Genomic DNA, 20,552 nt, shown 5'->3' on the forward strand with positions numbered 1-20,552 from the left:
ACATCACTGAACGATGACTCCTGACGCCACCGCCTCCGGCCTGCCGGACGTCGAACTGTTCAGTCGCGACCACTTCGAACTGTTCGCGTTGCCGCGTCGCTTCGTCATCGACGATCGCTCGCTCGAATCGCGTTACCACGAGCTGCAGTCGTCGGTGCACCCCGACCGCCACGCCAGCCGTCCGGAAGCCGAGCGGCGGCTGTCGATGCAGTGGTCGACGCGCATCAACGAAGCCTACCGGCTGCTGCGCACGCCGCTGAGCCGCGCACGCTACCTGCTCGAGCTCGATGGCGTCGACGTGGCAGCGGAAAACAACACCGCGATGCCGTCCGATTTCCTGATGCAGCAGATGGAATGGCGCGAAGCACTCGACGAGGCGCGCGATGCGCGCGACGCCGGTGCGCTCGACGCACTGGCACGCATGCTGCGGCACGCCCGGCGCGAAGCGGAAGAAATCCTGGTGCGGCAGCTGGATGCAGAACACGACACCGCCGGCGCAGCCGCGACGGTGCGCCGCATGATGTTCATCGCCCGTCTGGACGAGGATGTCGCCGAAGCACACGAAACACTGGACAACTGATGGCCTTGCTGCAGATCGCCGAACCCGGCGAATCCACCGCGCCGCACCAGCACAGGCTGGCCGCAGGCATCGATCTCGGAACGACCAATTCACTGGTGGCGAGCGTACGCAATGGCGTGCCGGTCGTGCTGAACGACGAGCACGGCCGCGCGCTGTTGCCGTCGGTGGTGCGCTATCTCGCGGACGGCTCGACCGTCATCGGCCACGCCGCCCGCGCCGCGCAGGCGCTTGATCCGCGCAATACCATCGCGTCGGTCAAGCGCTTCATGGGACGTGGCATCGCCGACGTGGCGCATGTCGAATCGATGCCCTATGTATTCGAGGACGCGCCCGGCATGGTGCGGCTGCGCACCGCACAGGGCGTGAAAAGCCCGGTCGAGGTGTCGGCCGACATCCTGCGCGCGCTGCGTGAGCGGGCCGAAGCCAGCCTCGGCGGGCCCTTAACCGGCGCCGTCATCACCGTACCGGCGTATTTCGACGATGCGCAGCGTCAGGCCACGAAGGATGCCGCGCGGCTGGCCGGTCTCGACGTGCTGCGCCTGCTGAACGAACCGACTGCCGCCGCGATCGCCTATGGCCTGGACAATGCGTCCGAAGGCATCTACGCGGTGTACGACCTGGGCGGTGGCACTTTCGATATTTCCGTCCTGAAGCTGTCGCGCGGCGTGTTCGAGGTACTGGCCACCAGCGGCGACGCCGCACTGGGCGGCGATGATTTCGACCATCGCGTCTATTGCTGGCTCATCGAGGCGTCGCGCATCGGTCCGCCCAGCCTGGAAGACATGCGCACGCTGTACATGGAAGCCCGGCGCGCGAAGGAGGCGCTCAGCGCTGCCGACGACGTGCATGTCGGGCTCAAGCTGTCGTCGGGTGACGAAATCGACGTGCGCCTGACGCGCGAGGTGTTTGCCGCCATGACGAAGACGCTGGTCGACAAGACCCTGGTGCCGACGCGCAAGGCGCTGCGCGACGCCGGCTTGTCGGTCGAGGACGTCAAGGGCGTGGTCATGGTGGGCGGCGCGACGCGCATGCCGCAGGTGCAGCGCGCTGTCGGTGAGTTCTTCGGCCAGGTGCCGCTGACCAATCTCGATCCGGACAAGGTGGTCGCCATCGGCGCCGCGATCCAGGCCAATGTGCTGGCCGGCAACCGCGCGGCCGGTGAAGACTGGCTGCTGCTCGACGTCATTCCGCTGTCGCTCGGTCTGGAAACGATGGGCGGCCTGGTCGAGAAGATCATTCCGCGCAATTCGACGATACCGACCGCGCGCGCGCAGGAATTCACCACCTACCGCGACGGCCAGACGGCGATGGCCATCCATGTGCTGCAGGGCGAACGCGAACGCGTCACCGACTGCCGCTCGCTCGCCCGCTTCGAATTGCGCGGCATTCCGCCGATGGTGGCGGGTGCGGCACGCATCCGCGTGTCGTTCCAGGTGGACGCCGACGGCCTGCTGGCCGTGTCCGCGCGCGAACTGGGCACCGGCATCGAGGCGCGCATCGAGGTCAAGCCGAGTTACGGGCTGGGTGATGACGAAGTCGCCCGCATGCTGCGCGATGGCTTCGACCACGTGCAGGACGACATCGCGGCGCGTGCGCTGGCCGAACAGAAGGTGGACGCCACCCGCCTGATCGACGCCACGCAGACTGCGCTGGCTGCCGACGGCGATCTGCTCGATGGCGCCGAGCGCGCCGCGGTCGATGCGGCCGTCCGCGCGCTGGCCGAGGTCGTCGAAGGCGACGATACAGCGGCGCTGCGCGCCGCCGTCGACGTGCTCGGTCGCGCCACCGACGAGTTCGCAGCCCGCCGCATGAATCGCGGCATCCAGCGTGCGCTGGCCGGGCGCAGCATCGAATCACTCTGATCGACGGAACACCCTGCAATGACCCAGATCGTCGTATTGCCCCATGTCGAGCTGTGCCCGGACGGTGCGGTGTTCGATGCCGAGCCCGGCACCACCATCTGCGACGCGCTGCTGGCCAACGGCATCGAAATCGAACATGCGTGCGAGAAGTCGTGCGCCTGCACGACCTGTCACGTGGTCGTTCGCGAAGGTTTCCGCAGTCTCGTGCCGGCCGAAGACCTGGAAGAGGACCTGCTGGACAAGGCCTGGGGGCTGGAGCCGAATTCGCGCCTGTCCTGTCAGGCAGGGGTGGCCGGCGAGGCGCTGGTGATCGATATCCCCCGTTACACGATCAATATGGTCAGTGAAGGAAAGAGGTGAGCATCATGAAATGGACCGATACACTGGACATCGCGATTGCGCTGACCGAAGCACACCCCGACGTCGATCCGGGCAAGGTCCGCTTCACCGACCTGATGCAGTGGGTGCTCGATCTGCCGGGCTTCGATGACGACCCGAAGCGCTGCGGCGAAAAGATCCTCGAAGCCATCCAGCTGGCCTGGATCGACGAGGCGGACTGAATCGACGCGGACTGATCGTCGTCGCGGCCGTCCGTGAGGTCGGCCAGGGTCGTATTTGCCTGCCGGTCGGCTTCAAGCTCCGGGACTTTTCCGGTAAACTAGGAATTTCCCGCTGCAGTGCAATAAATGACAAAGTACGTGTTCGTCACCGGCGGTGTGGTGTCCTCGCTAGGCAAGGGCATCGCAGCCGCGTCACTGGGCGCGATTCTCGAATCGCGTTCCATCCGTGTCACCCATCTGAAGCTTGACCCCTACATCAACGTCGATCCGGGCACGATGAGCCCGTTTCAGCACGGCGAGGTGTTCGTCACCGAAGACGGTGCCGAAACCGACCTCGATCTGGGTCACTACGAACGCTTCACGCACGCCCGCATGGGCAAGCGCAACAACTTCACCACCGGCCAGATCTACGAGGCGGTGATCAAGAAGGAGCGCCGGGGCGAGTATCTGGGCAAGACCGTGCAGGTCATCCCGCACATCACCGACGAGATCAAGCTGTACATCAAGCGCGGCGCCGAAGGGGCCGATGTCGCCATCGTCGAGGTCGGCGGCACGGTCGGCGACATCGAATCGCTGCCCTTTCTCGAAGCCATCCGCCAGATGGGGATCGAAGAAGGCCGCGCCAACACCTGCTTCATCCACCTGACGCTGGTGCCCTACATCGCCACCGCGGGCGAACTGAAAACCAAGCCGACGCAGCACTCGGTGAAGGAGTTGCGCGAGATCGGCATCCAGCCCGACGTGCTGCTGTGCCGCTCCGACCGCGTGGTGCCGGACGACGAGCGCCGCAAGATCGCGCTGTTCACCAATGTGCTGCCCGAGGCGGTCATTTCGGTGGTGGACGCCGACAGCATCTACAAGATTCCGGCCATGCTGCATGACCAGATGCTGGACGAGATCGTCTGCCACAAGCTGAACATCCTGGCCCGCGCAGCCGACCTGAGCACCTGGAAGCGCATGATCGACGCGCTGGAAAACCCCGAGCGCGATGTCGACATCGCGTTCGTCGGCAAGTACGTCGACCTGACCGAGTCCTACAAGTCGCTGTCCGAGGCGCTGATTCACGCGGGCATCCAGACGCGCTCGCGCATCAACATCCACTACATCGATTCTGAAGCCGTTGAGCGTTCGACCGACGGCGGGCGCGCACTGCTCGACCCGATGGACGCCATCCTGGTGCCCGGCGGCTTCGGCCGGCGCGGCGTCGAGGGCAAGATTGGCGCCATCCGCTACGCGCGCGAAAACGGTGTGCCCTATCTGGGCATCTGTCTGGGCATGCAGCTCGCGGTGGTCGAATACGCCCGCAATGTGGCCGGTCTGACCGGCGCGCACAGCACCGAATTCGAGCGCGACACGCCGCATCCGGTGATCGGCCTGATCACCGAGTGGATGAGTGCCGAAGGCAAGCTCGAGCGGCGCGACGAGTCGTCCGACATCGGCGGCACGATGCGACTGGGTGGCCAGAACTGCCAGCTGGGCGAAGACAGCCTGGCGCGCGAAATCTACGGCAAGGCGCAGATCGTCGAGCGTCACCGCCACCGCTACGAAGTGAACAACCAGTATCTGGCGCAGCTGGAAAAGGTCGGCCTGCGCGTATCCGGCCGTTCCCTCGATACGGTTGATCCGCTGTGCGAAATGATCGAGCTGCCTGACCATCCGTGGTTCGTCGCCTGTCAGTTCCACCCCGAATTCACGTCCACGCCGCGTGCCGGACATCCGCTGTTCACCGCTTTCGCCCGTGCCGCGCTCGCCCGTCAGGACGCGCGCGGCATGGTCAAACGCTCGTCGCACAAGGTGACCTCATGAAACTGTGCGGATTCGATGTCGGCCTCGACAAGCCGTTTTTCCTGATCGCCGGGCCGTGCGTCATCGAATCGCGCGACATGGCGTTCGACACCGCCGGCCAGCTGAAGGAAATCACCGCACGTCTGGGCATCCCCTTCATCTACAAGTCGTCGTTCGACAAGGCCAACCGCAGTTCGGGCACCAGCTTCCGCGGTCCGGGCATGCAGAAGGGGCTGGAAATCCTGGCGGACGTGAAGCGCGAGCTGGGGGTGCCGGTGCTGACCGACGTGCATACCGCGGAAGAGGCGCCCATCGTCGCGCAGTACGTCGACGTGCTGCAGACGCCGGCCTTCCTGTGCCGCCAGACCGACTTCATCCACGCCTGCGCCGCCACCGGCAAGCCGGTGAACATCAAGAAGGGCCAGTTCCTCGCGCCGGGTGACATGAAGCACGTCGTGGCCAAGGCGAAGGAAGCCAACGGCGGCGCAGACACCATCATGGTGTGCGAGCGCGGTGCGTCGTTCGGCTACAACAATCTGGTGTCCGACATGCGTTCGCTGGCCATCATGCGCGAAACCGCATGCCCGGTCGTGTTCGACGCCACCCATTCGGTGCAGCTGCCGGGCGGGCAGGGTGCGTCGTCCGGCGGTCAGCGCGAATTCGTGCCGGTGCTGGCGCGCGCCGCCGTGGCGGTGGGCATCGCCGGGCTGTTCATGGAAAGCCATCCTGATCCAGCCAAGGCCATGTCCGACGGGCCGAACGCCTGGCCGCTGCCGATGATGGCCGCGCTGCTCGAGCAGCTGCGCGACCTCGACGCGGTCACGAAGCGCCACGGCTTTCTCGAGTCCGCATTCGCCTGAGTGCGCGCCGATTATTCATAATTTGTCTTCTTACCCAGGAACCCAGCGACCATGAGTGCAATTGTCGATGTCGTCGCGCGCGAAATTCTCGATTCGCGCGGCAATCCCACCGTTGAAGCGGACGTGCTGCTGGAGTCCGGCATCATGGGTCGCGCCGCCGTGCCGTCCGGTGCATCGACCGGTTCGCGCGAGGCGATCGAGCTGCGCGACGGCGACAAGGACCGCTACCTCGGCAAGGGCGTGCTGGCTGCAGTCGAAAACGTCAATACCGAAATCTCCGAAGCCATCATCGGCCTCGACGCGGAAGAGCAGGCCTTCATCGACCGCACGCTGATCGAACTCGACGGCACCGAAAACAAGGGCCGCCTCGGCGCGAACGCCATGCTGGCGGTGTCGATGGCGGTGGCCAAGGCGGCCGCCGAAGAGGCCGGACTCCCGCTGTACCGCTACTTCGGCGGCTCGGGCGGCATGGCGATGCCGGTGCCGATGATGAATGTCATCAACGGTGGCGCGCACGCCAACAACAGCCTCGATTTCCAGGAATGCATGATCATGCCGGTCGGCGCGTCGAGCTTCCGCGAGGCGCTGCGCGCCGGCGCGGAAATCTTCCATGCGCTGAAGAAGCTGACCGACAAGAAGGGTTTTCCGACCACGGTCGGTGACGAGGGCGGCTTCGCGCCCAACGTCGGCAGTGCCGAAGAGGCGCTGAACATGATTCTCGACGCGGTCAGCGCGGCCGGCTACGAGCCGGGCACCGACATCGTGCTGGCGCTCGACTGCGCGGCGTCCGAGTTCTACAAGAACGGCAAGTACCATCTCGAAGGCGCCGGCCTGACGATGGAATCGGCCCAGCTGGTCGATTACCTGGCGACGCTGGCCGACAAGTACCCCATCGTCAGCATCGAAGACGGCATGGCGGAAAACGACTGGGACGGCTGGAAGTTGCTGACCGAACGTCTGGGCAGCCGCGTGCAGATCGTCGGCGACGACCTGTTCGTCACCAACACCAAGATCCTGAAGGAAGGCATTTCGCGCGGCATCGCCAATTCCATCCTGATCAAGATCAACCAGATCGGCACGCTGACCGAAACCTTCGCGGCGGTCGAAATGGCCAAGCGCGCCAGCTACACCGCGGTCATTTCGCACCGTTCCGGCGAAACCGAAGACAGCACGATCGCCGACATCGCGGTCGGGCTGAACGCGATGCAGATCAAGACCGGTTCGCTGAGCCGCTCGGACCGCATCGCCAAGTACAACCAGCTGCTGCGCATCGAGGAAGATCTCGGTGACACGGCGTGGTACCCCGGCGCTTCCGCGTTCTACAACCTGCGCAAGTAACCATGACGCGCCATTGGCCTGCCTTGCTGCTGGTGGCGCTGATTGCGGGGCTGCAGTATCCGCTCTGGCTCGGCAAGGGCGGATGGCTGCAGGCCTGGGACGCCGGCCGCGCGCTGGACGCCCAGCGCGATCTCAATACCCGGCTGGAAGCGCGCAATGCCGCGCTGGACGCTGATGTGAAGGATCTGAAAACCGGCTTCGACGCAGTCGAGGAGCGGGCGCGCGCCGAACTCGGGCTGATCAAGCCGGGCGAGGTGTTCGTGCAGATTCCGAACGACAAGCCCTGACCGTCATCACCCTTCGCGCCGGAGTGTGCGCAGGCCGCTGATGCGCGCGGCGAACCAGCCGCGGTCCAGCCTGTCCGTCCGTACGTATTTGCCGCGCGTGCTCGGCGCATGGATGAAGCGCCCTTCGCCGGCGTAGATGCCCATGTGCGAATGCGGCGTGCCGTTCGTATTGAAGAACACCAGATCGCCGGGCGCCAGCGCGCTGCGCTCGATCGGACGCGCGACTTTCGCGATCTGCGCGGCATTGTGCGGGAGCCGCACGCCGGCCACCTGTTCGTAGATCCAGCTCACCATGCCGCTGCAGTCCAGTCCGCTGTCCGGGTTGCGACCGCCGAACCGGTAATGATTGCCGATCAGGCCGAGCGCGTAGATCACCGCATCCTGCGCGTGCGTGTCATCGGCGAGCTGGATCCGGCCCGACGGGCGAGGCGGTGCGACGGGTTGTTCCGTCGGTGCGCCAGCCGGTGCTTCGGCTGGCGGCAACGCGGCCTGTTCCGGCAGGCTGCTGCAGGCGGAGAGCCACAGCGCCAGCGAGAGGGCCGGAACAAGGGCGGTGCGCCTGCGACTACCGGCGCTCAATCTCGATCTGTCCGCTGATCGATACCGCGACGCGCGATTCGCCCGCTTCGACCGGCATGTCGGCCATCGCTTCGGCCATGACCGCCTTGCTGCGCATCATCATCGGGCGCGGTGTCGGCATCCCGCCGGTGTGATTCACGTTCATGTGCAGGATGCGCCAGGACTTGCCGAGCGATTCGGCGACGATCTTTGCACGTGCATTGAAGGCGGCGATGCCGTCGGCGATCGCGTCGTTCTCGGCCTGCCGCGACGCTTCTTCGCTCGGTTCCAGCGTCAGCTGGCCGACCGCAAGCTGGGTCTGCAGCTTGCCCAGCAGCTCTGAAATCGCGGCCTGGTCCTTCGATTCGAGCAGTAGCTCCGACCGCATGCGCCAGCTTTCGATGCTGCGGCCGTTCTTGCCATAGACCGGATAGGTCGAGGTGTTGCCGCTGCGCACCTTCACACTCGGGTAGGGCTTGGTGGTGACGATGGCCGACTGCATCACCGCATTGACCTTCTTCGCCAGCGCGCTCGGCGTGGCGTCACCCATTTCGATGTAGGCCTGGGCGCGGGCGAGGTCATTCGGGGCGAGGCGGGACGCTTCGGCATTCAGGTCAACCACGATGCCGGCGCGTTCGACGGCGGTGTGGTCGGCGGCCTGGGCGACCGAGAGCGTGGCGGCAAGCAGCAGCCAGAACGGATGTTTCATGGGGGACTCCCGCAATGTGATCAATGCGGGAGTATAACCAGCGCGCTGCAGGCGTCTGTCAGCGCTTGCGACGTACCGGCCGGTCTTCTTCGGTGTCGATGCGGATCGGCTCGCCGAGATTTTCGCCGTTACCGGGTTGGTGACGTTCGTCGCCCATGGCCGACAGCAGTGCGGCGCCGATCAGTGCGAGGTAGGCCAGCACGGCCAGTCCGGCCGCTTCGCTGTTGAAGGCGACCATGATGGCGGGCAGGGCGTGCGCGCCGGTGAAATAGAAGGTGGTGCGTTCGGCCATGTCGATCTCCGCGAGTGACGTTCTCAGGGGAATATCGACGCCGGTCGGCAGAACTGAAGTGTCATTCCGTGTCGGCGCGACCCTGGTCGCGCGGCACGACCTTCAACCCGGTCCGGTAGTGGCGCGCCTTCTCGACGTACTGCGCCGAGCCGGACATCAGTGCCGCGACTTCTTCGTCGCTCAGTTCGCGCACGATGCGACCCGGCGAGCCGACCACCAGCGAGCGGTCGGGAATGACGCGGCCCTCGGGAATCAGCGCATTGGCGCCGATCAGGCAGTTGCGTCCGACGACGGCGCGATTCATCACCACCGCCTTGATGCCGATCAGCGACCCGTCACCGATGGTGCAGCCGTGCAGCATGGCCTGATGTCCGACCGTGACGTCGTCGCCGATGGTCAGCGGCACGCCCTCGTCGATGTGGAGCACCGCACCGTCCTGCACATTGCTGCGTTCGCCGACGACGATGCGGTCGTTGTCGGCCCGGATGACGGCGCCGTACCAGACGCTGCTGTCCGCCTTCAGCACCACCTCGCCGATCACGGTCGCGCTTGATGCGATCCACGCGGAAGGATGGATGTCGGGCTGCTGGTCGTCGATGCTGTAGATGCTCATGCTTGCTTCCGTTTGCCTGTGCAGGCGGTGAATCAGGACACCCTGGACGAGCGGATACGCCGTGGCGGTCCGAACGCTGTTTGCGCATTACACTCTTGTTGCAATGCAAACAGGGCGCGATTGTAAGCGCAAGCGCACAGGGTCTTGCAAGCAGGGGTAGTTTTACCGCCGTGCCGGAGAATGCAGATGAACGAAATACTGGGCAGGTCGCTGGACGATTTCGAAGCCGGGCGCATCGACATGGATGCCCTGATCGCCACCTGGCGCCTCCACGGTGTCGAGGACGCGAACCTGCCGGCAAAGTGGCGCGAAGTGCTCGACGGCCTGCTGATGCGGCTCGAATCCGCCCGGTTGTTTTCGCAGGACAGCTGCTCGTTCAGCCGCAGCGAACTGCTTGCAACGATGCGTGAATGGCTTGCGCGGGCCCAGGTTCAGGTGCAGGCGCAGCAGTGAGGCGGGGGCCGGGTGTTGTCGTTGGCATCGCTTCGCTCACCCAACCTGCGGCTGCTCGGCAAAAAATGGAGCTTGTGGTTTGGCAGCCGGATCACCGGCGTAGGTTGGGGTGAGCGCAGCGATGCCCAACATCTGATCGTGATCGAGCGCCGACGACTGTTGCCCGCGCGCGAAAAAAAGGGCGCCCGCGGGCGCCCTTTTATGAGCAAACTGAAGCGTCAGAGCTTGCTCTTCACCACCTCGACCACGCGGTCGGCTTCCGCCACCCACTTGGCGAGCAGGGCGTCGGTTTCGGCGCGGCGCGAGGCGGCGAAATCGGCGTCCTTGATGCTCGGCACGTTGATGTCGACGTTCAGCGCGGCCGAACGCAGCGCGGCCTGGGCAGCCAGCGCGGCGACACCGGCATCGGACACGACGTTCTTGTTGCCCTTTTCCGCCGCGATCAGGCTCAGGGCGATCACGTCGGCGCAGGCGCGGGCGCAGGCCAGCGGTGCGTCGGTGGCCATCTTCAGGCCGTCCTGGATCGCGGCCGAGCGTGCAGCCTTCTGCTCCTCCGTGTCCTTGGGCAGACCGTAGGCGGCCATCAGGCCGTCAAAGGCTTCGACGTCGGCGCGGATGAAATCGGTCAGCGTGGCGCGCAGGCCTTCGGCTTGCGCCAGCAGGTCCTTCATGTCGCCCTCGACTTCGGCGTACGCCTTCTTGCCGATGGTCAGGTTGCACACCATGCTGACCAGCGCTGCACCCATGCCGCCCATGATGGCCGCGGCACTGCCGCCGCCGGGCGTGGGCGCGCTGCTGGCCAGTTCGTCGAGAAAGGTGGTGACCGGCTTGTCCTTGATCATGGTCATCGCTCAGCCCACCATCGTCTTGGCCATCGCGTAGATTTCCGGCGCATCCAGCGTGATGTCGTTGCTTTCGAACAGCTTGGCCACGCAGGCGCGCTGCAGCGCGATCTTCAACGCACCGAAACCGATGGCGCCGAACACGATCTTGCCGTGCTTCACCGCGCCCTTGTCCATCATGTCGATGCCTTCGATGCCCAGCGGCGGTGTGGCGTTGGCGTCAGCCATCATTTCCAGCGTCGGGTTGTCCTTCCAGTGACGCTCTTCCAGCAGCTGGATGCCGCCGGCGCCGGTCGCGATGACGATGTTCGCGCCTTCGATCGCACGGCCGCGCGCATCGTTGTCGGCCGCTTCGGCCACGCCGACGTCGAGGTTGAAGGTGGCCTTCAGCTGCTTCGCCGCGTCTTCCGCGGTGGCCAGCTTGCGCGACACCAGCGTGACCGTCGCCCCTTCGCTGGCCAGCATCACCGCAGCGCGCGTGCCGACCGGGCCGGTACCGCCGAGGATGACGACCTTCTTGCCCTTGAGCGGACCGCGGTGACCCAGCCACGCGACGCAGGCGGCCGCGGTGGTGTTCGAACCGTTGCTGTCGAGCATGACCGACACGCGGAAATTGCTGAAGAACTTCTTCTTCACCGCCTTGAACAGGGCTTCGCCTTCGGCCATGTTGCTGCCGCCGATGAAGATCGCGGTGTTCTTCTTGTCCTTCGGCGCGCGCGTGAAGATGGCGCCATCGACCATGGCCCCCACGTTGTGCGGATGCACGCCACCGTAGCCGATCACGTGGTCGGCGCCGCCGTCGTTGCACACGACGTTGTCGAACACCGACGGATGTTCATCGGTATCGAATTGATAAAGCAGTTTTTTCATTGTCGTCTCTCGCTGTCTCGATGAACGCCGCGCCGCCGGCGGGGGGGCGCGGCGAACGGTTTTCAGGTCACGGTGTTGACCGGGCTGCCCTTGACGTAGGCGTCCACATTGTCGATCAACTGGTCGGCCAGGAACTGCATGGCGCCGTCGGACGCCCACGCGACGTGCGGCGTCAGGATGAAGTTGGGCAGGCGCAAGTCAAGCAGCGGGTTGCCTTCCTTCGGTGGCTCCTTGGTCAGCACGTCGAAACCGGCACCGCCGATGACGCCTTCCTTCAGCGCGGTCACCAGATCTTCCTCATGCACCAGGCCGCCACGGGCCGTGTTGATCAGGATGGCGCTGCGCTTCATCTTCCTGAACTGCGCCATGCTGAACATGTTGCGGCTGTCCGCGGTCAGCGGGCAGTGCAGCGAAATGATGTCGGACTCGGCCAATACCTGTTCGACCGGCGTGAATTCCACCCCCGGCGCCTTCGGACCTTCATGGTCGGCGAACAGCACCTTCATGCCGAAGCCGCGCGCGATCTTCGCCGTGCCCTGGCCGAGCGCGCCTTCGCCGAAAATGCCGATGGTGCTGTCGAACAGGTCATGGATCGGGTGATCGAAGAAGCAGAACTGATCCACTTCCTGCCAGCGGCCGCGCTCCACGTCCTGCCGATAGGCCAGGATGCTGCGGCGCAGTGCGAGGATCAGCGCGAACGCGTGTTCCGGCACGGTATGCACCGCGTAGTTGCGGATGTTCGACACCGTGATGCCACGCTCGCGGCAGGCCGGTACGTCGATGACGTCATAGCCGGTGGCGGCGACGCCGATCATCTTCAGGTTCGGCAGCTGGGCCAGCACGTCGCCGCGCAACGCAACCTTGTTGGTGATGGCCACGGTCGCATTCTTGAGGCGCTCGACCACCTGGGCGGGGGAGGTGGTCTCGTATTCTTCCCAGGTGTGCTCGAACGACGGCCGACGCACGGTGGCTTTCAGCGTCGAACGATCCAGAAACACGACGTGTTGCGACATGCTTTTTCCTCGCAGTGTTTGTAAATGCAAAAAAGGCCGGGCGAACCCGGCCGTTCAAGAGGGGTAAAACGGACGCCGGGCCCTTACTTTACCTGCTGCGTATGGGTACGCCAGTAGGTCGAGGCGGCCGCGACACCGGAACCCGGGGTCACGTTGATGCCGTTGTCGAGCATCGACATTTCTGCGCCGGCGATCGCGCTCATCAGCGACAGCAGGTTCAGGTCGCCGACGTGGCCGATGCGGAACACCTTGCCCGCGACCTTCGACAGGCCGGCGCCCAGCGACAGGTTGTAGCGTGCGTAGGCGTTGCTGATCACCTTGGCGGCGTCGAAACCTTCCGGCACCAGGATGGCGCTGACGGTGTTCGAATACCACTCCGGCGCCTTGGCGCACAGATTCAGCTTCCAGCCTTCGTGGATCGCGGCGCGCACGCCACTGGCCAGATATTCGTGGCGGGCGAAGATGTTCTCCAGGCCTTCCTCGAAAATCGTGTCCAGCGATTCACGCATGCCATACAGCATCGGGATCGACGGCGTGTAGGGGAAGTAGCCGGTCGCGTTGTTCTTCAGCATGTCGCCGATGTCGAAGTAACAGCGGCGCGAGGTCGCACCTTCCATCGCCTTGATCGCCTTCGAGCTCATGCCCAGGATGCCCATGCCGGCCGGCAGCATGAAACCCTTCTGCGAGCCGGACACGGCGCAGTCGACGCCCCACTCTTCCATGCGGAAGTCGATGCTGACCAGCGAACTGACCGTATCGACCATCAGCAGCGCCGGGTGACCGGCGTTGTCCATGGCCTTGCGCACCTTGCCGATGTCGCTCGAGACGCCGGTGGCGGTTTCGTTCTGGCAGGCCAGCACGGCCTTGATCTTGTGCTCCTTGTCGGCGCGCAGGACTTCTTCGTACTTGTCGTACGGCACGCCGGTGCCCCATTCGGTGTCGATGACCTGCACCTCGAAGCCGAGGCGCTGCGCCATGTCTGCCCACAGGTGGCTGAACTGGCCGAAGCGCGAGCACAGCACCTTGTCGCCCGGCGACAGCGTGTTGGTCAGCGCGGCTTCCCACATGCCGGTGCCCGACGCCGGGAACGTGACGATGGTGCCTTCTGTGGTCTTGAACACCTTCTTCAGGTCGGCCAGAACCGACAGCGTCAGTTCCGGGAACTTGGGCGAACGGTGATCTTCCTGTGCCACCACCATGGCACGCAGGATACGGTCCGGCGTGTTGGTGGGGCCCGGCACGTACAGATGGTTACGGCCTGCGATACGCATATGTCAATCTCCTGAAATGAATGCTTCTAAGTCTTGAAGGTTCTGAAATCTGAAATTCCCTGGCGGCGTTCATGGCGCTCACGCTCAGGCCTTATTTGCGTCCGTAGACCGGCAGTGCGGTGCACAACCGGGTGACGTCAGCGACGACACGCGCGATCACGGCGTCGTCGTTGGGTGCTTCGAGTACGTCGACGATCAGGTTGGCCACCTGCTTCGCTTCGGCTTCCTTGAAACCGCGGGTCGTCATCGCCGGGCTGCCGATGCGGATGCCGCTGGTGACGAACGGCTTCTGCGGATCGTTCGGGATGGCGTTCTTGTTCACCGTGATGTGGGCGCGGCCCAGCGCGGCTTCCGCTTCCTTGCCGGTCACGTTCTTGGCGCGCAGGTCGACCAGGAACAGGTGCGACTGGGTGCGGCCGGACACGATGCGCACGCCGCGCTCGACCAGCGTTTCCGCCATCACCTGTGCGTTGTTCAGTACCTGTTGCTGATAGTTCTTGAATTCCGGCGTCGAGGCTTCCTTGAACGCGACGGCCTTGGCGGCGATCACGTGCATCAGCGGTCCGCCCTGGATGCCCGGGAAAATCATCGAATTGATCGGCTTCTCGAACTCGGCCTTGCCCATGATCACGCCACCGCGCGGGCCGCGCAGCGTCTTGTGCGTGGTCGAGGTGACGAAGTCGGCGATGCCGATCGGGCTCGGGTACAGGCCGGCAGCGATCAGGCCGGAGTAGTGGGCCATGTCGACCAGCAGGTAGGCGCCGACCGAATCGGCGATTTCGCGGAAGCGCTGGAAGTCGATGTGCAGCGAATAGGCCGACGCGCCGGCGACGATCATCTTCGGCTTGTATTCGTGCGCCAGCATTTCGACCTGCTTGTAGTCGATGGCTTCGGTTTCCGGGTCCAGACCGTAGGCGACGCCCTTGTAGATCTTGCCCGAGAAATTCACTGACGAACCGTGCGTCAGGTGACCGCCATGGGCCAGCGACATGCCCAGGATGGTGTCGCCCGGCTGCAGCATCGACATGTACACAGCGGCATTGGCCTGCGAACCCGAGTGCGGCTGCACATTGGCGAATTCGGCGCCGAACAGCGACTTCAGGCGATCGATGGCGAGCTGTTCCGCGACGTCGACAAACTCACAGCCACCGTAGTAGCGCTTGCCCGGATAACCCTCTGCGTACTTGTTCGTCAGTACCGAACCCTGCGCTTCCATGACCGCAGGGCTGGCGTAGTTTTCCGACGCGATCAGCTCGATGTGGTGTTCCTGACGTGCGTACTCCGCTTCCATGGCGGCCCACAGTTCGGGATCGGAATGGGCGATGGTCTGTTTCGGGTCAAACATGGGATGCCTTTCGGGGAAGTGAGCGTCTGGCCCGGTTTCGGGCGTTGGCGCGTGAACTAAAACAAGACAAATCAACTATATCGTACGAACGCAAGCCCTCGTATCGGACTTTCTTATCGCCGAGATAAGTATAAGTGAAGCTTAATTCAAACAGCCTCACCCATAATCAAATCTATAGGTTTGCGTTTCGGACCTCCGTGCCGCCCGATGTGGGGGCTCCGGTGATGCGGCGACAAACAGTCCTCTGAATTCAATCTGACAGAAGGTGGAGCATGGACATTCACGAATACCAAGCGAAAGAGTTGCTGGCCGGTTTCGGAGTTCCGGTGCCGCGCGGCAGCGTGGCCTACAGCCCGGATCAGGCTGTCTACACGGCGACCGAACTGGGCGGCTGGCACTGGGCGGTGAAGGCGCAGGTGCACTCCGGCGCGCGCGGCAAGGCAGGCGGCATCAAGCTGTGCAAGACCTATCACGAGGTCGATGCGGCGGCGCGCGAACTGCTCGGCAAGCGTCTGGTGACGGTGCAGACCGGTCCGGAAGGCAAGCCGGTGCAGCGTGTCTACGTCGAAGTCGCCGAGCCCTTCGAACGCGAATTGTATCTGGGCATCGTGCTCGACCGTAAGGCCGAGCGGGTGCGCGTGATCGCCTCGGCCGAAGGCGGCATGGACATCGAGGAACTGGCCAACACCGCACCGGAAAAAATCATGCAGGTCGTGGTCGAGCCGGCGGTCGGCCTGCAGGCCTTCCAGGCCCGGCAGATCGCCTTCGGCCTGAAGCTCAACATCAAGCAGGTGTCGCGTGCGGTCACCGCGATCATGGGCGCCTACCGCGCCTTCCGCGATCTCGACGCGACCATGGTCGAGATCAATCCGCTGGTCGTCACCAAGGACGACCGCGTGCTGGCGCTCGACGCCAAGATGTCGTTCGACGACAACGCGATGTTCCGTCAGCGTGCCGTGGCCGACATGCGCGACCCGTCGCAGGAAGATCCGCGCGAAGTGCAGGCGGCCGAGCACAACCTGAACTACGTGGGTCTGGACGGCGACATCGGCTGCATCATCAATGGCGCCGGTCTGGCCATGGCCACGATGGACACCATCAAGTACGCCGGCGGCGCACCCGCCAACTTCCTCGACGTCGGCGGCGGCGCTTCGCCCGAGCGCGTGGCCAATTCCTTCCGCCTCGTGCTGTCGGACAAGAACGTCAAGGCCATCCTGGTGAACATCTTTGCCGGTATCAACCGCTGCGACTGGGTCGCCCAGGGCGTCGTGCAGGCGTGCAACGACATCGATATCACGGTGCCGCTGATCGTCCGCCTGGCCGGCACGAACGAAGAGGAAGGGCAGCGCATCATCCGCGAAAGCGGTCTGCCCATCATCAGCGCCAGCTCGCTCACCGAGGCGGCGAAGAAGGCGGTCGAAGCGGCGCGCGCCCACGCGGCGAGCTGAGTCAAAGGATACCCACGCTCACTTCGTTCGCTGCCACCGAGGGCGGCACCCGCCCTCGGGGCGGCCCGGCGGGCGGCGCGTAGCGGATAACCGATGCACAAGAGGATTTAGACATGAGCATTCTGATCAACGAAAAAACCAAGATCATCGTCCAGGGTTTCACCGGCGACAAAGGCAGCTTCCACGCCAAGGAAATGATCGAGTACGGCACCAACGTGGTCGGCGGCGTCACGCCGGGCAAGGGCGGCTCGACCCATCTGGGCAAGCCGGTGTTCAACACGGTGGCGGAAGCGGTCGAAGCGACCGGAGCGGAAGCCAGCATCACCTTCGTGGCACCGGCCTTCTGCGCCGACGCCATCATGGAGGCGGCGGATGCCGGCATCCAGCTGGTGTGCTCGATCACCGACGGCATCCCGGCGCAGGACATGATGCGCGTCAAGCGCTACCTGATGCGCTACCCGAAAGAGCGCCGCACCCTGATGGTCGGCCCGAACTGCGCCGGCATCATCAGCCCGGGCAAGGCCATGCTGGGCATCATGCCCGGCCATATCTACAAGCAGGGCACGGTCGGCATCGTGTCGCGCTCGGGCACGCTGGGCTACGAAGCGGCGGCGCAGATGAAGGCACTGGGCATCGGCGTGTCGACCTCGGTCGGCATCGGCGGCGACCCGATCAACGGCTCATCCTTCCTCGATCACCTGATGAAGTTCGAAGAAGATCCGGAAACGACGGCAGTCGTGATGATTGGCGAAATCGGCGGCCCGCAGGAAGCGGAAGCGTCGGCCTGGGTGAAGGAAAACATGACCAAGCCGGTGGTCGGCTACGTCGCCGGCCTGACGGCGCCGAAGGGCCGTCGCATGGGCCACGCCGGCGCCATCATTTCGGCCGCCGGTGATTCGGCTGCGGAAAAGTCGGAAATCATGCGCTCCTACGGTCTGTCGGTCGCCCCGAGTGCGGGCGAACTGGGCACCACCGTCGCCGCCATGATGGCGAAGCTCTGATCGAACGACGTCTGATCCCGGCGCCATCCGCTGCGCTGCACTGTCCGTCGGGCCGCTCCGGTCCGGCGGGCGGCGCCCAACCTCGACCAGCGAAAGTCCATCGTGGTGAGTGATCCCGTTTCCGTCCCGGCGTCGTCCGATGCACCGGGGCACGATTTTTCAGAGAAGGCCGTCGACCTGCTGTTCGCGCTGCTGCGCGAGGTGGTCCAGCGCCATCATCCCGAATTGCTGAACGTGCTGTCCGGCGGCACCTCGGGCGCCGGGCTGTCGCCGCAGATGCTCGGCCGCGCCATCCAGGCGCAGGGCATCCTGTTCCAGCTGCTGTCGATCGCCGAACAGAATGGCGGCATGCGCAAGCGACGCGAAGTCGAACGTCTGCAGGGGCGGGAATGCCTGCCCGGCACCTTTGCCCATGTGTTCGCCGCCGCCCGCAAGGCCGGCCTGAGTGCCGATGCGGTGCGTGCTGCGTTCGCCGGCCTCAAGGTGCGGCCGGTACTCACCGCCCATCCGACCGAAGCCAAGCGGGTGACCGTGCTGGAACGGCATCGCCGCATCTACCGCCTGCTGATCGATCTCGAATCGCCGCGCTGGACGCCGCGCGAGCGCACCGCGCTCGAAAGCACACTGCGCAATGAAATCGAGCTGCTGTGGCTGACCGGCGAACTGCGGCTCGAAAAACCCAATGTGTCGCAGGAGATCGCCTGGGGCCTGCACTTCTTCAACGAAACCCTGTTCGACGTCGCCCCCGATGTGCTGGCGCGCGCCGACGAGGCGATTGCCGAACACTTCGGCGCCGACGAAGCCGGGCTGCCCGGCTTTCTCGAATTCGGTTCGTGGATCGGCGGTGATCGCGACGGCAATCCCTTCGTCACCAACGCCATCACGCGCGGCGCGCTGACCGAATGCCGGCTGGCCGCGCTGCGCCGTCACCGGCAGAGCGTGTTCGATCTGGTGCGCAGCCTGTCGGTGACCGAGGCGGCACTTGCGCTGCCGGACGACTTCCGCGACGCGCTGACGCTGGCGCTGGAAGAGCGCAGCGACGGCAACGCGATCGCCGCGCGCAATCCGGGTGAGCCGTTCCGCCAGTTCCTGGTGTGCATGCTGGCGCGGCTCGACGACAGCATCGCCGATGCGCTGGGCGAGCCGAACGACGCCGGCGCGCGCCACGGCTATGAATCGGCCGAGCGCCTGATCGCCGATCTGCGCACGCTGGAAACCGGCCTGGCGGACTGCGGTCTGGCCGAGCTGGCCGGCAGCGAAGTGCGTCCGGTGCGCCGCCAGGTCGAAGTGTTCCGCTTCAGCACCGTGCGGCTCGACCTGCGCGAAAACTCCACCCGCGTCACCCAGACGCTGGAAGCGCTGTGGCGCGCCAGCCGCGGCGAGCCGGCCGATGCGCCGGCACCGGAGCAAACCGGCGCCGAGTGGCGCGACTGGCTGCTCGCCGAACTGGCGCAGCCGCGCAGCGGCCCGCGTGACTTTGACGAACTGCCGGCGGTGGCCAGCGAAACGTTGGGCCTGTTCCGCCTGATCGCCGAACTGCGGCCGCGCCTGGGTCGCGACGCCTTCGGCAGCTTCATATTGAGCATGACGCGCAATGTGTCGGACGTGCTCGGTGTCTATCTGCTGGCCAAGGAAGCCGGGCTGTATGCCGACCCGGGCGGCGTTGAGCGCTGCGCGCTGCCCATCATGCCGCTGTTCGAAACCATCGACGACCTGCGCCGCGCGCCGGCCATCATGCGCGAACTGCTGGCCATGCCGCTGATCAAGCGCTCGGTGCGCGCGCTCGGCGGCGTGCAGGAAGTGATGATCGGCTACTCGGATTCAAACAAGGACGGCGGCTTTCTGTCGTCGAACTGGGAACTGTATAAGGCGCAGATGAAGCTGACGTCGGTCGGCGCGGAAGCGGGCGTGAAGATCGCCTTCTTCCACGGCCGCGGCGGTTCGGTCAGCCGCGGCGGCGTGCCGGCGGGGCGCGCGATTGCGGCGCAACCGGCCGGCTCGATCCAGGGCATTTTCCGCCTGACCGAACAGGGCGAGGTCATTTCGTCCAAATATGCGAACAAGGGTACGGCCGCGTTCAATCTCGAACTGCTGGCCGCCAGCGTGTTCGACCATGCGCTGAAGTCCGGCCGCAGCGACGGCATCACGCTGGTGGCCGAATTCGACGACGCACTCGAAGCGCTGTCGGGCGCGGCGCACGCCGCCTACGCCAACCTGATCGGTCATCCCGGTCTGGTGAGCTACTTCCAGGAAGCGAGCCCGCTCGACGAAATTTCGCTGCTGAACATCGGTTCGCGCCCGGCACGCCGCTTCGGCGCGCGTTCGCTGGCCGAGCTGCGGGCCATTCCGTGGGTGTTCGCGTGGGCGCAGAACCGCCACCTGATCACCGGCTGGTTCGGAGTCGGCTCCAGTCTGGCCAATTTCACCCGCGTGCGCGGGGCCAGCGGCGAGGCGCTGCTGGCGCGCATGTTCAGCGAATCGCCGCTGTTCCGGCTGATCGTCGACGAGGTCGAAAAGACGCTCGCCGTGGTCGATCTCGAACTGGCGCGCGAATACAGCCTGCTCGTGGCCGACGCCGGCGTGCGCGAAGAGGTGTTCGGCATGATCGTGCGCGAGCATGAAATCACCTGCAGCCAGATCCTGCGGCTGTCCGGTTCGCGCACGCTGGCCGAACGCTTCCCGGACTACCGCCAGAAGCTGGCGCACCGCCTGCCGGTCGTCAATCAGGTCAGCCGGCAGCAGATCGGTCTGCTGCGCGCCTACCGCCAGACCGACGATGCGGCCCGCAAGGAGGAATTCCGCAAGGCGCTGCTGCTGTCGATCAATTGCGTGGCTGCCGGTTTCGGCGCCACCGGCTGACCGACG

Annotated in this window: 21 protein-coding genes; 12 read left to right on the forward strand and 9 right to left on the reverse strand. The window is 65.1% G+C overall.

The genetic code is table 11. The features are described 5' to 3' along the window. Window positions 1-13 precede the first annotated feature (13 nt). The 8 genes from hscB to ftsB all read left to right on the forward strand — a co-directional run bounded on the left by hscB (window position 14) and on the right by ftsB (window position 7,272). Entirely contained in the window at window positions 14-580 is a 567-nt protein-coding gene (gene hscB, locus ACTIFF_RS10370; protein WP_439536757.1) for a Fe-S protein assembly co-chaperone HscB, read from the forward strand. Continuing rightward, a complete protein-coding gene (gene hscA, locus ACTIFF_RS10375; RefSeq protein WP_439536758.1) occupies window positions 580-2,442 on the forward strand; it encodes a Fe-S protein assembly chaperone HscA in 1,863 nt (620 codons plus the stop codon). The genes hscB and hscA overlap by 1 nt, the downstream gene beginning before the upstream one ends. An 18-nt stretch (window positions 2,443-2,460) precedes the next feature. After that, window positions 2,461-2,802, forward strand: a complete 342-nt coding sequence (gene fdx, locus ACTIFF_RS10380) for an ISC system 2Fe-2S type ferredoxin (RefSeq protein WP_257096597.1) — start codon at window positions 2,461-2,463, stop codon at window positions 2,800-2,802. Window positions 2,803-2,807: 5 nt separating this feature from the next. Next, the gene (gene iscX / locus ACTIFF_RS10385; protein ID WP_439536759.1) at window positions 2,808-3,002 is read left to right on the forward strand and encodes a Fe-S cluster assembly protein IscX; all 195 of its coding nucleotides are present in this window, start codon (window positions 2,808-2,810) and stop codon (window positions 3,000-3,002) included. Window positions 3,003-3,128: 126 nt separating this feature from the next. Then, window positions 3,129-4,808, forward strand: a complete 1,680-nt coding sequence (locus ACTIFF_RS10390; protein ID WP_439536760.1) for a CTP synthase — start codon at window positions 3,129-3,131, stop codon at window positions 4,806-4,808. Beyond that, on the forward strand, window positions 4,805-5,647 hold the full coding sequence (gene kdsA, locus ACTIFF_RS10395; protein WP_257081224.1) for a 3-deoxy-8-phosphooctulonate synthase: 843 nt from the start codon (window positions 4,805-4,807) through the stop codon (window positions 5,645-5,647). Before ACTIFF_RS10390 ends, kdsA begins: the two co-directional genes overlap by 4 nt. 51 nt (window positions 5,648-5,698) lie before the next feature. After that, window positions 5,699-6,985 (forward strand): phosphopyruvate hydratase, encoded by a 1,287-nt coding sequence (gene eno / locus ACTIFF_RS10400; RefSeq protein WP_257081225.1) that lies wholly within the window; start codon window positions 5,699-5,701, stop codon window positions 6,983-6,985. Between the two features lie 2 nt (window positions 6,986-6,987). Then, window positions 6,988-7,272: a cell division protein FtsB gene (gene ftsB, locus ACTIFF_RS10405; RefSeq protein WP_439536761.1), complete on the forward strand. Its 285-nt coding sequence runs from the start codon at window positions 6,988-6,990 to the stop codon at window positions 7,270-7,272. 6 nt (window positions 7,273-7,278) lie between these two features. On the opposite strand, the gene ACTIFF_RS10410 is transcribed toward ftsB, so the two are convergent. The 4 genes from ACTIFF_RS10410 to ACTIFF_RS10425 form a co-directional block, all read right to left on the reverse strand. Next, entirely contained in the window at window positions 7,279-7,851 is a 573-nt protein-coding gene (locus ACTIFF_RS10410; RefSeq protein WP_439536762.1) for a C40 family peptidase, read from the reverse strand. Further along, the gene (locus ACTIFF_RS10415) at window positions 7,838-8,539 is read right to left on the reverse strand and encodes an SIMPL domain-containing protein (RefSeq protein WP_439536763.1); all 702 of its coding nucleotides are present in this window, start codon (window positions 8,537-8,539) and stop codon (window positions 7,838-7,840) included. Before ACTIFF_RS10415 ends, ACTIFF_RS10410 begins: the two co-directional genes overlap by 14 nt. 58 nt (window positions 8,540-8,597) lie before the next feature. Continuing rightward, window positions 8,598-8,831, reverse strand: coding sequence for a hypothetical protein (locus tag ACTIFF_RS10420; protein ID WP_439536764.1), 234 nt, complete (start codon window positions 8,829-8,831; stop codon window positions 8,598-8,600). A gap of 61 nt (window positions 8,832-8,892) precedes the next feature. After that, on the reverse strand, window positions 8,893-9,444 hold the full coding sequence (locus ACTIFF_RS10425) for a gamma carbonic anhydrase family protein (RefSeq protein ID WP_439536765.1): 552 nt from the start codon (window positions 9,442-9,444) through the stop codon (window positions 8,893-8,895). 186 nt (window positions 9,445-9,630) lie between these two features. On the opposite strand from ACTIFF_RS10425, the gene ACTIFF_RS10430 reads away from it, so the two are divergent. Continuing rightward, entirely contained in the window at window positions 9,631-9,897 is a 267-nt protein-coding gene (locus ACTIFF_RS10430) for a hypothetical protein (RefSeq protein ID WP_439536766.1), read from the forward strand. Window positions 9,898-10,115: 218 nt separating this feature from the next. Here the strand turns inward: ACTIFF_RS10430 and fchA are convergent, their stop codons facing one another. The 5 genes from fchA to glyA all read right to left on the reverse strand — a co-directional run bounded on the left by fchA (window position 10,116) and on the right by glyA (window position 15,238). After that, entirely contained in the window at window positions 10,116-10,745 is a 630-nt protein-coding gene (gene fchA, locus ACTIFF_RS10435; RefSeq protein ID WP_439536767.1) for a methenyltetrahydrofolate cyclohydrolase, read from the reverse strand. A 3-nt stretch (window positions 10,746-10,748) separates the two neighbouring features. Next, window positions 10,749-11,609: an NADP-dependent methylenetetrahydromethanopterin/methylenetetrahydrofolate dehydrogenase gene (locus ACTIFF_RS10440; protein WP_069037553.1), complete on the reverse strand. Its 861-nt coding sequence runs from the start codon at window positions 11,607-11,609 to the stop codon at window positions 10,749-10,751. 62 nt (window positions 11,610-11,671) lie between these two features. Further along, complete coding sequence (locus tag ACTIFF_RS10445) at window positions 11,672-12,622, reverse strand: D-2-hydroxyacid dehydrogenase (protein WP_257081233.1); 951 nt, start codon at window positions 12,620-12,622, stop codon at window positions 11,672-11,674. Window positions 12,623-12,705: 83 nt separating this feature from the next. Next, window positions 12,706-13,893, reverse strand: coding sequence for an aminotransferase class V-fold PLP-dependent enzyme (locus tag ACTIFF_RS10450; protein WP_439536768.1), 1,188 nt, complete (start codon window positions 13,891-13,893; stop codon window positions 12,706-12,708). A gap of 91 nt (window positions 13,894-13,984) precedes the next feature. Beyond that, entirely contained in the window at window positions 13,985-15,238 is a 1,254-nt protein-coding gene (glyA, locus tag ACTIFF_RS10455; protein ID WP_439536769.1) for a serine hydroxymethyltransferase, read from the reverse strand. A gap of 272 nt (window positions 15,239-15,510) precedes the next feature. On the opposite strand from glyA, the gene ACTIFF_RS10460 reads away from it, so the two are divergent. From ACTIFF_RS10460 to ACTIFF_RS10470, 3 genes are all read left to right on the forward strand, one after another. Beyond that, on the forward strand, window positions 15,511-16,686 hold the full coding sequence (locus ACTIFF_RS10460) for a malate--CoA ligase subunit beta (protein ID WP_069037549.1): 1,176 nt from the start codon (window positions 15,511-15,513) through the stop codon (window positions 16,684-16,686). A 113-nt stretch (window positions 16,687-16,799) separates the two neighbouring features. Beyond that, the gene (gene sucD / locus ACTIFF_RS10465) at window positions 16,800-17,687 is read left to right on the forward strand and encodes a succinate--CoA ligase subunit alpha (RefSeq protein ID WP_439536770.1); all 888 of its coding nucleotides are present in this window, start codon (window positions 16,800-16,802) and stop codon (window positions 17,685-17,687) included. A gap of 105 nt (window positions 17,688-17,792) precedes the next feature. After that, on the forward strand, window positions 17,793-20,546 hold the full coding sequence (locus tag ACTIFF_RS10470) for a phosphoenolpyruvate carboxylase (protein WP_439536771.1): 2,754 nt from the start codon (window positions 17,793-17,795) through the stop codon (window positions 20,544-20,546). Window positions 20,547-20,552 lie beyond the last annotated feature (6 nt).

Origin of the sequence: Methyloversatilis sp. (genome assembly GCF_051861465.1) — a bacterium.
Lineage (GTDB): Bacteria > Pseudomonadota > Gammaproteobacteria > Burkholderiales > Rhodocyclaceae > Methyloversatilis.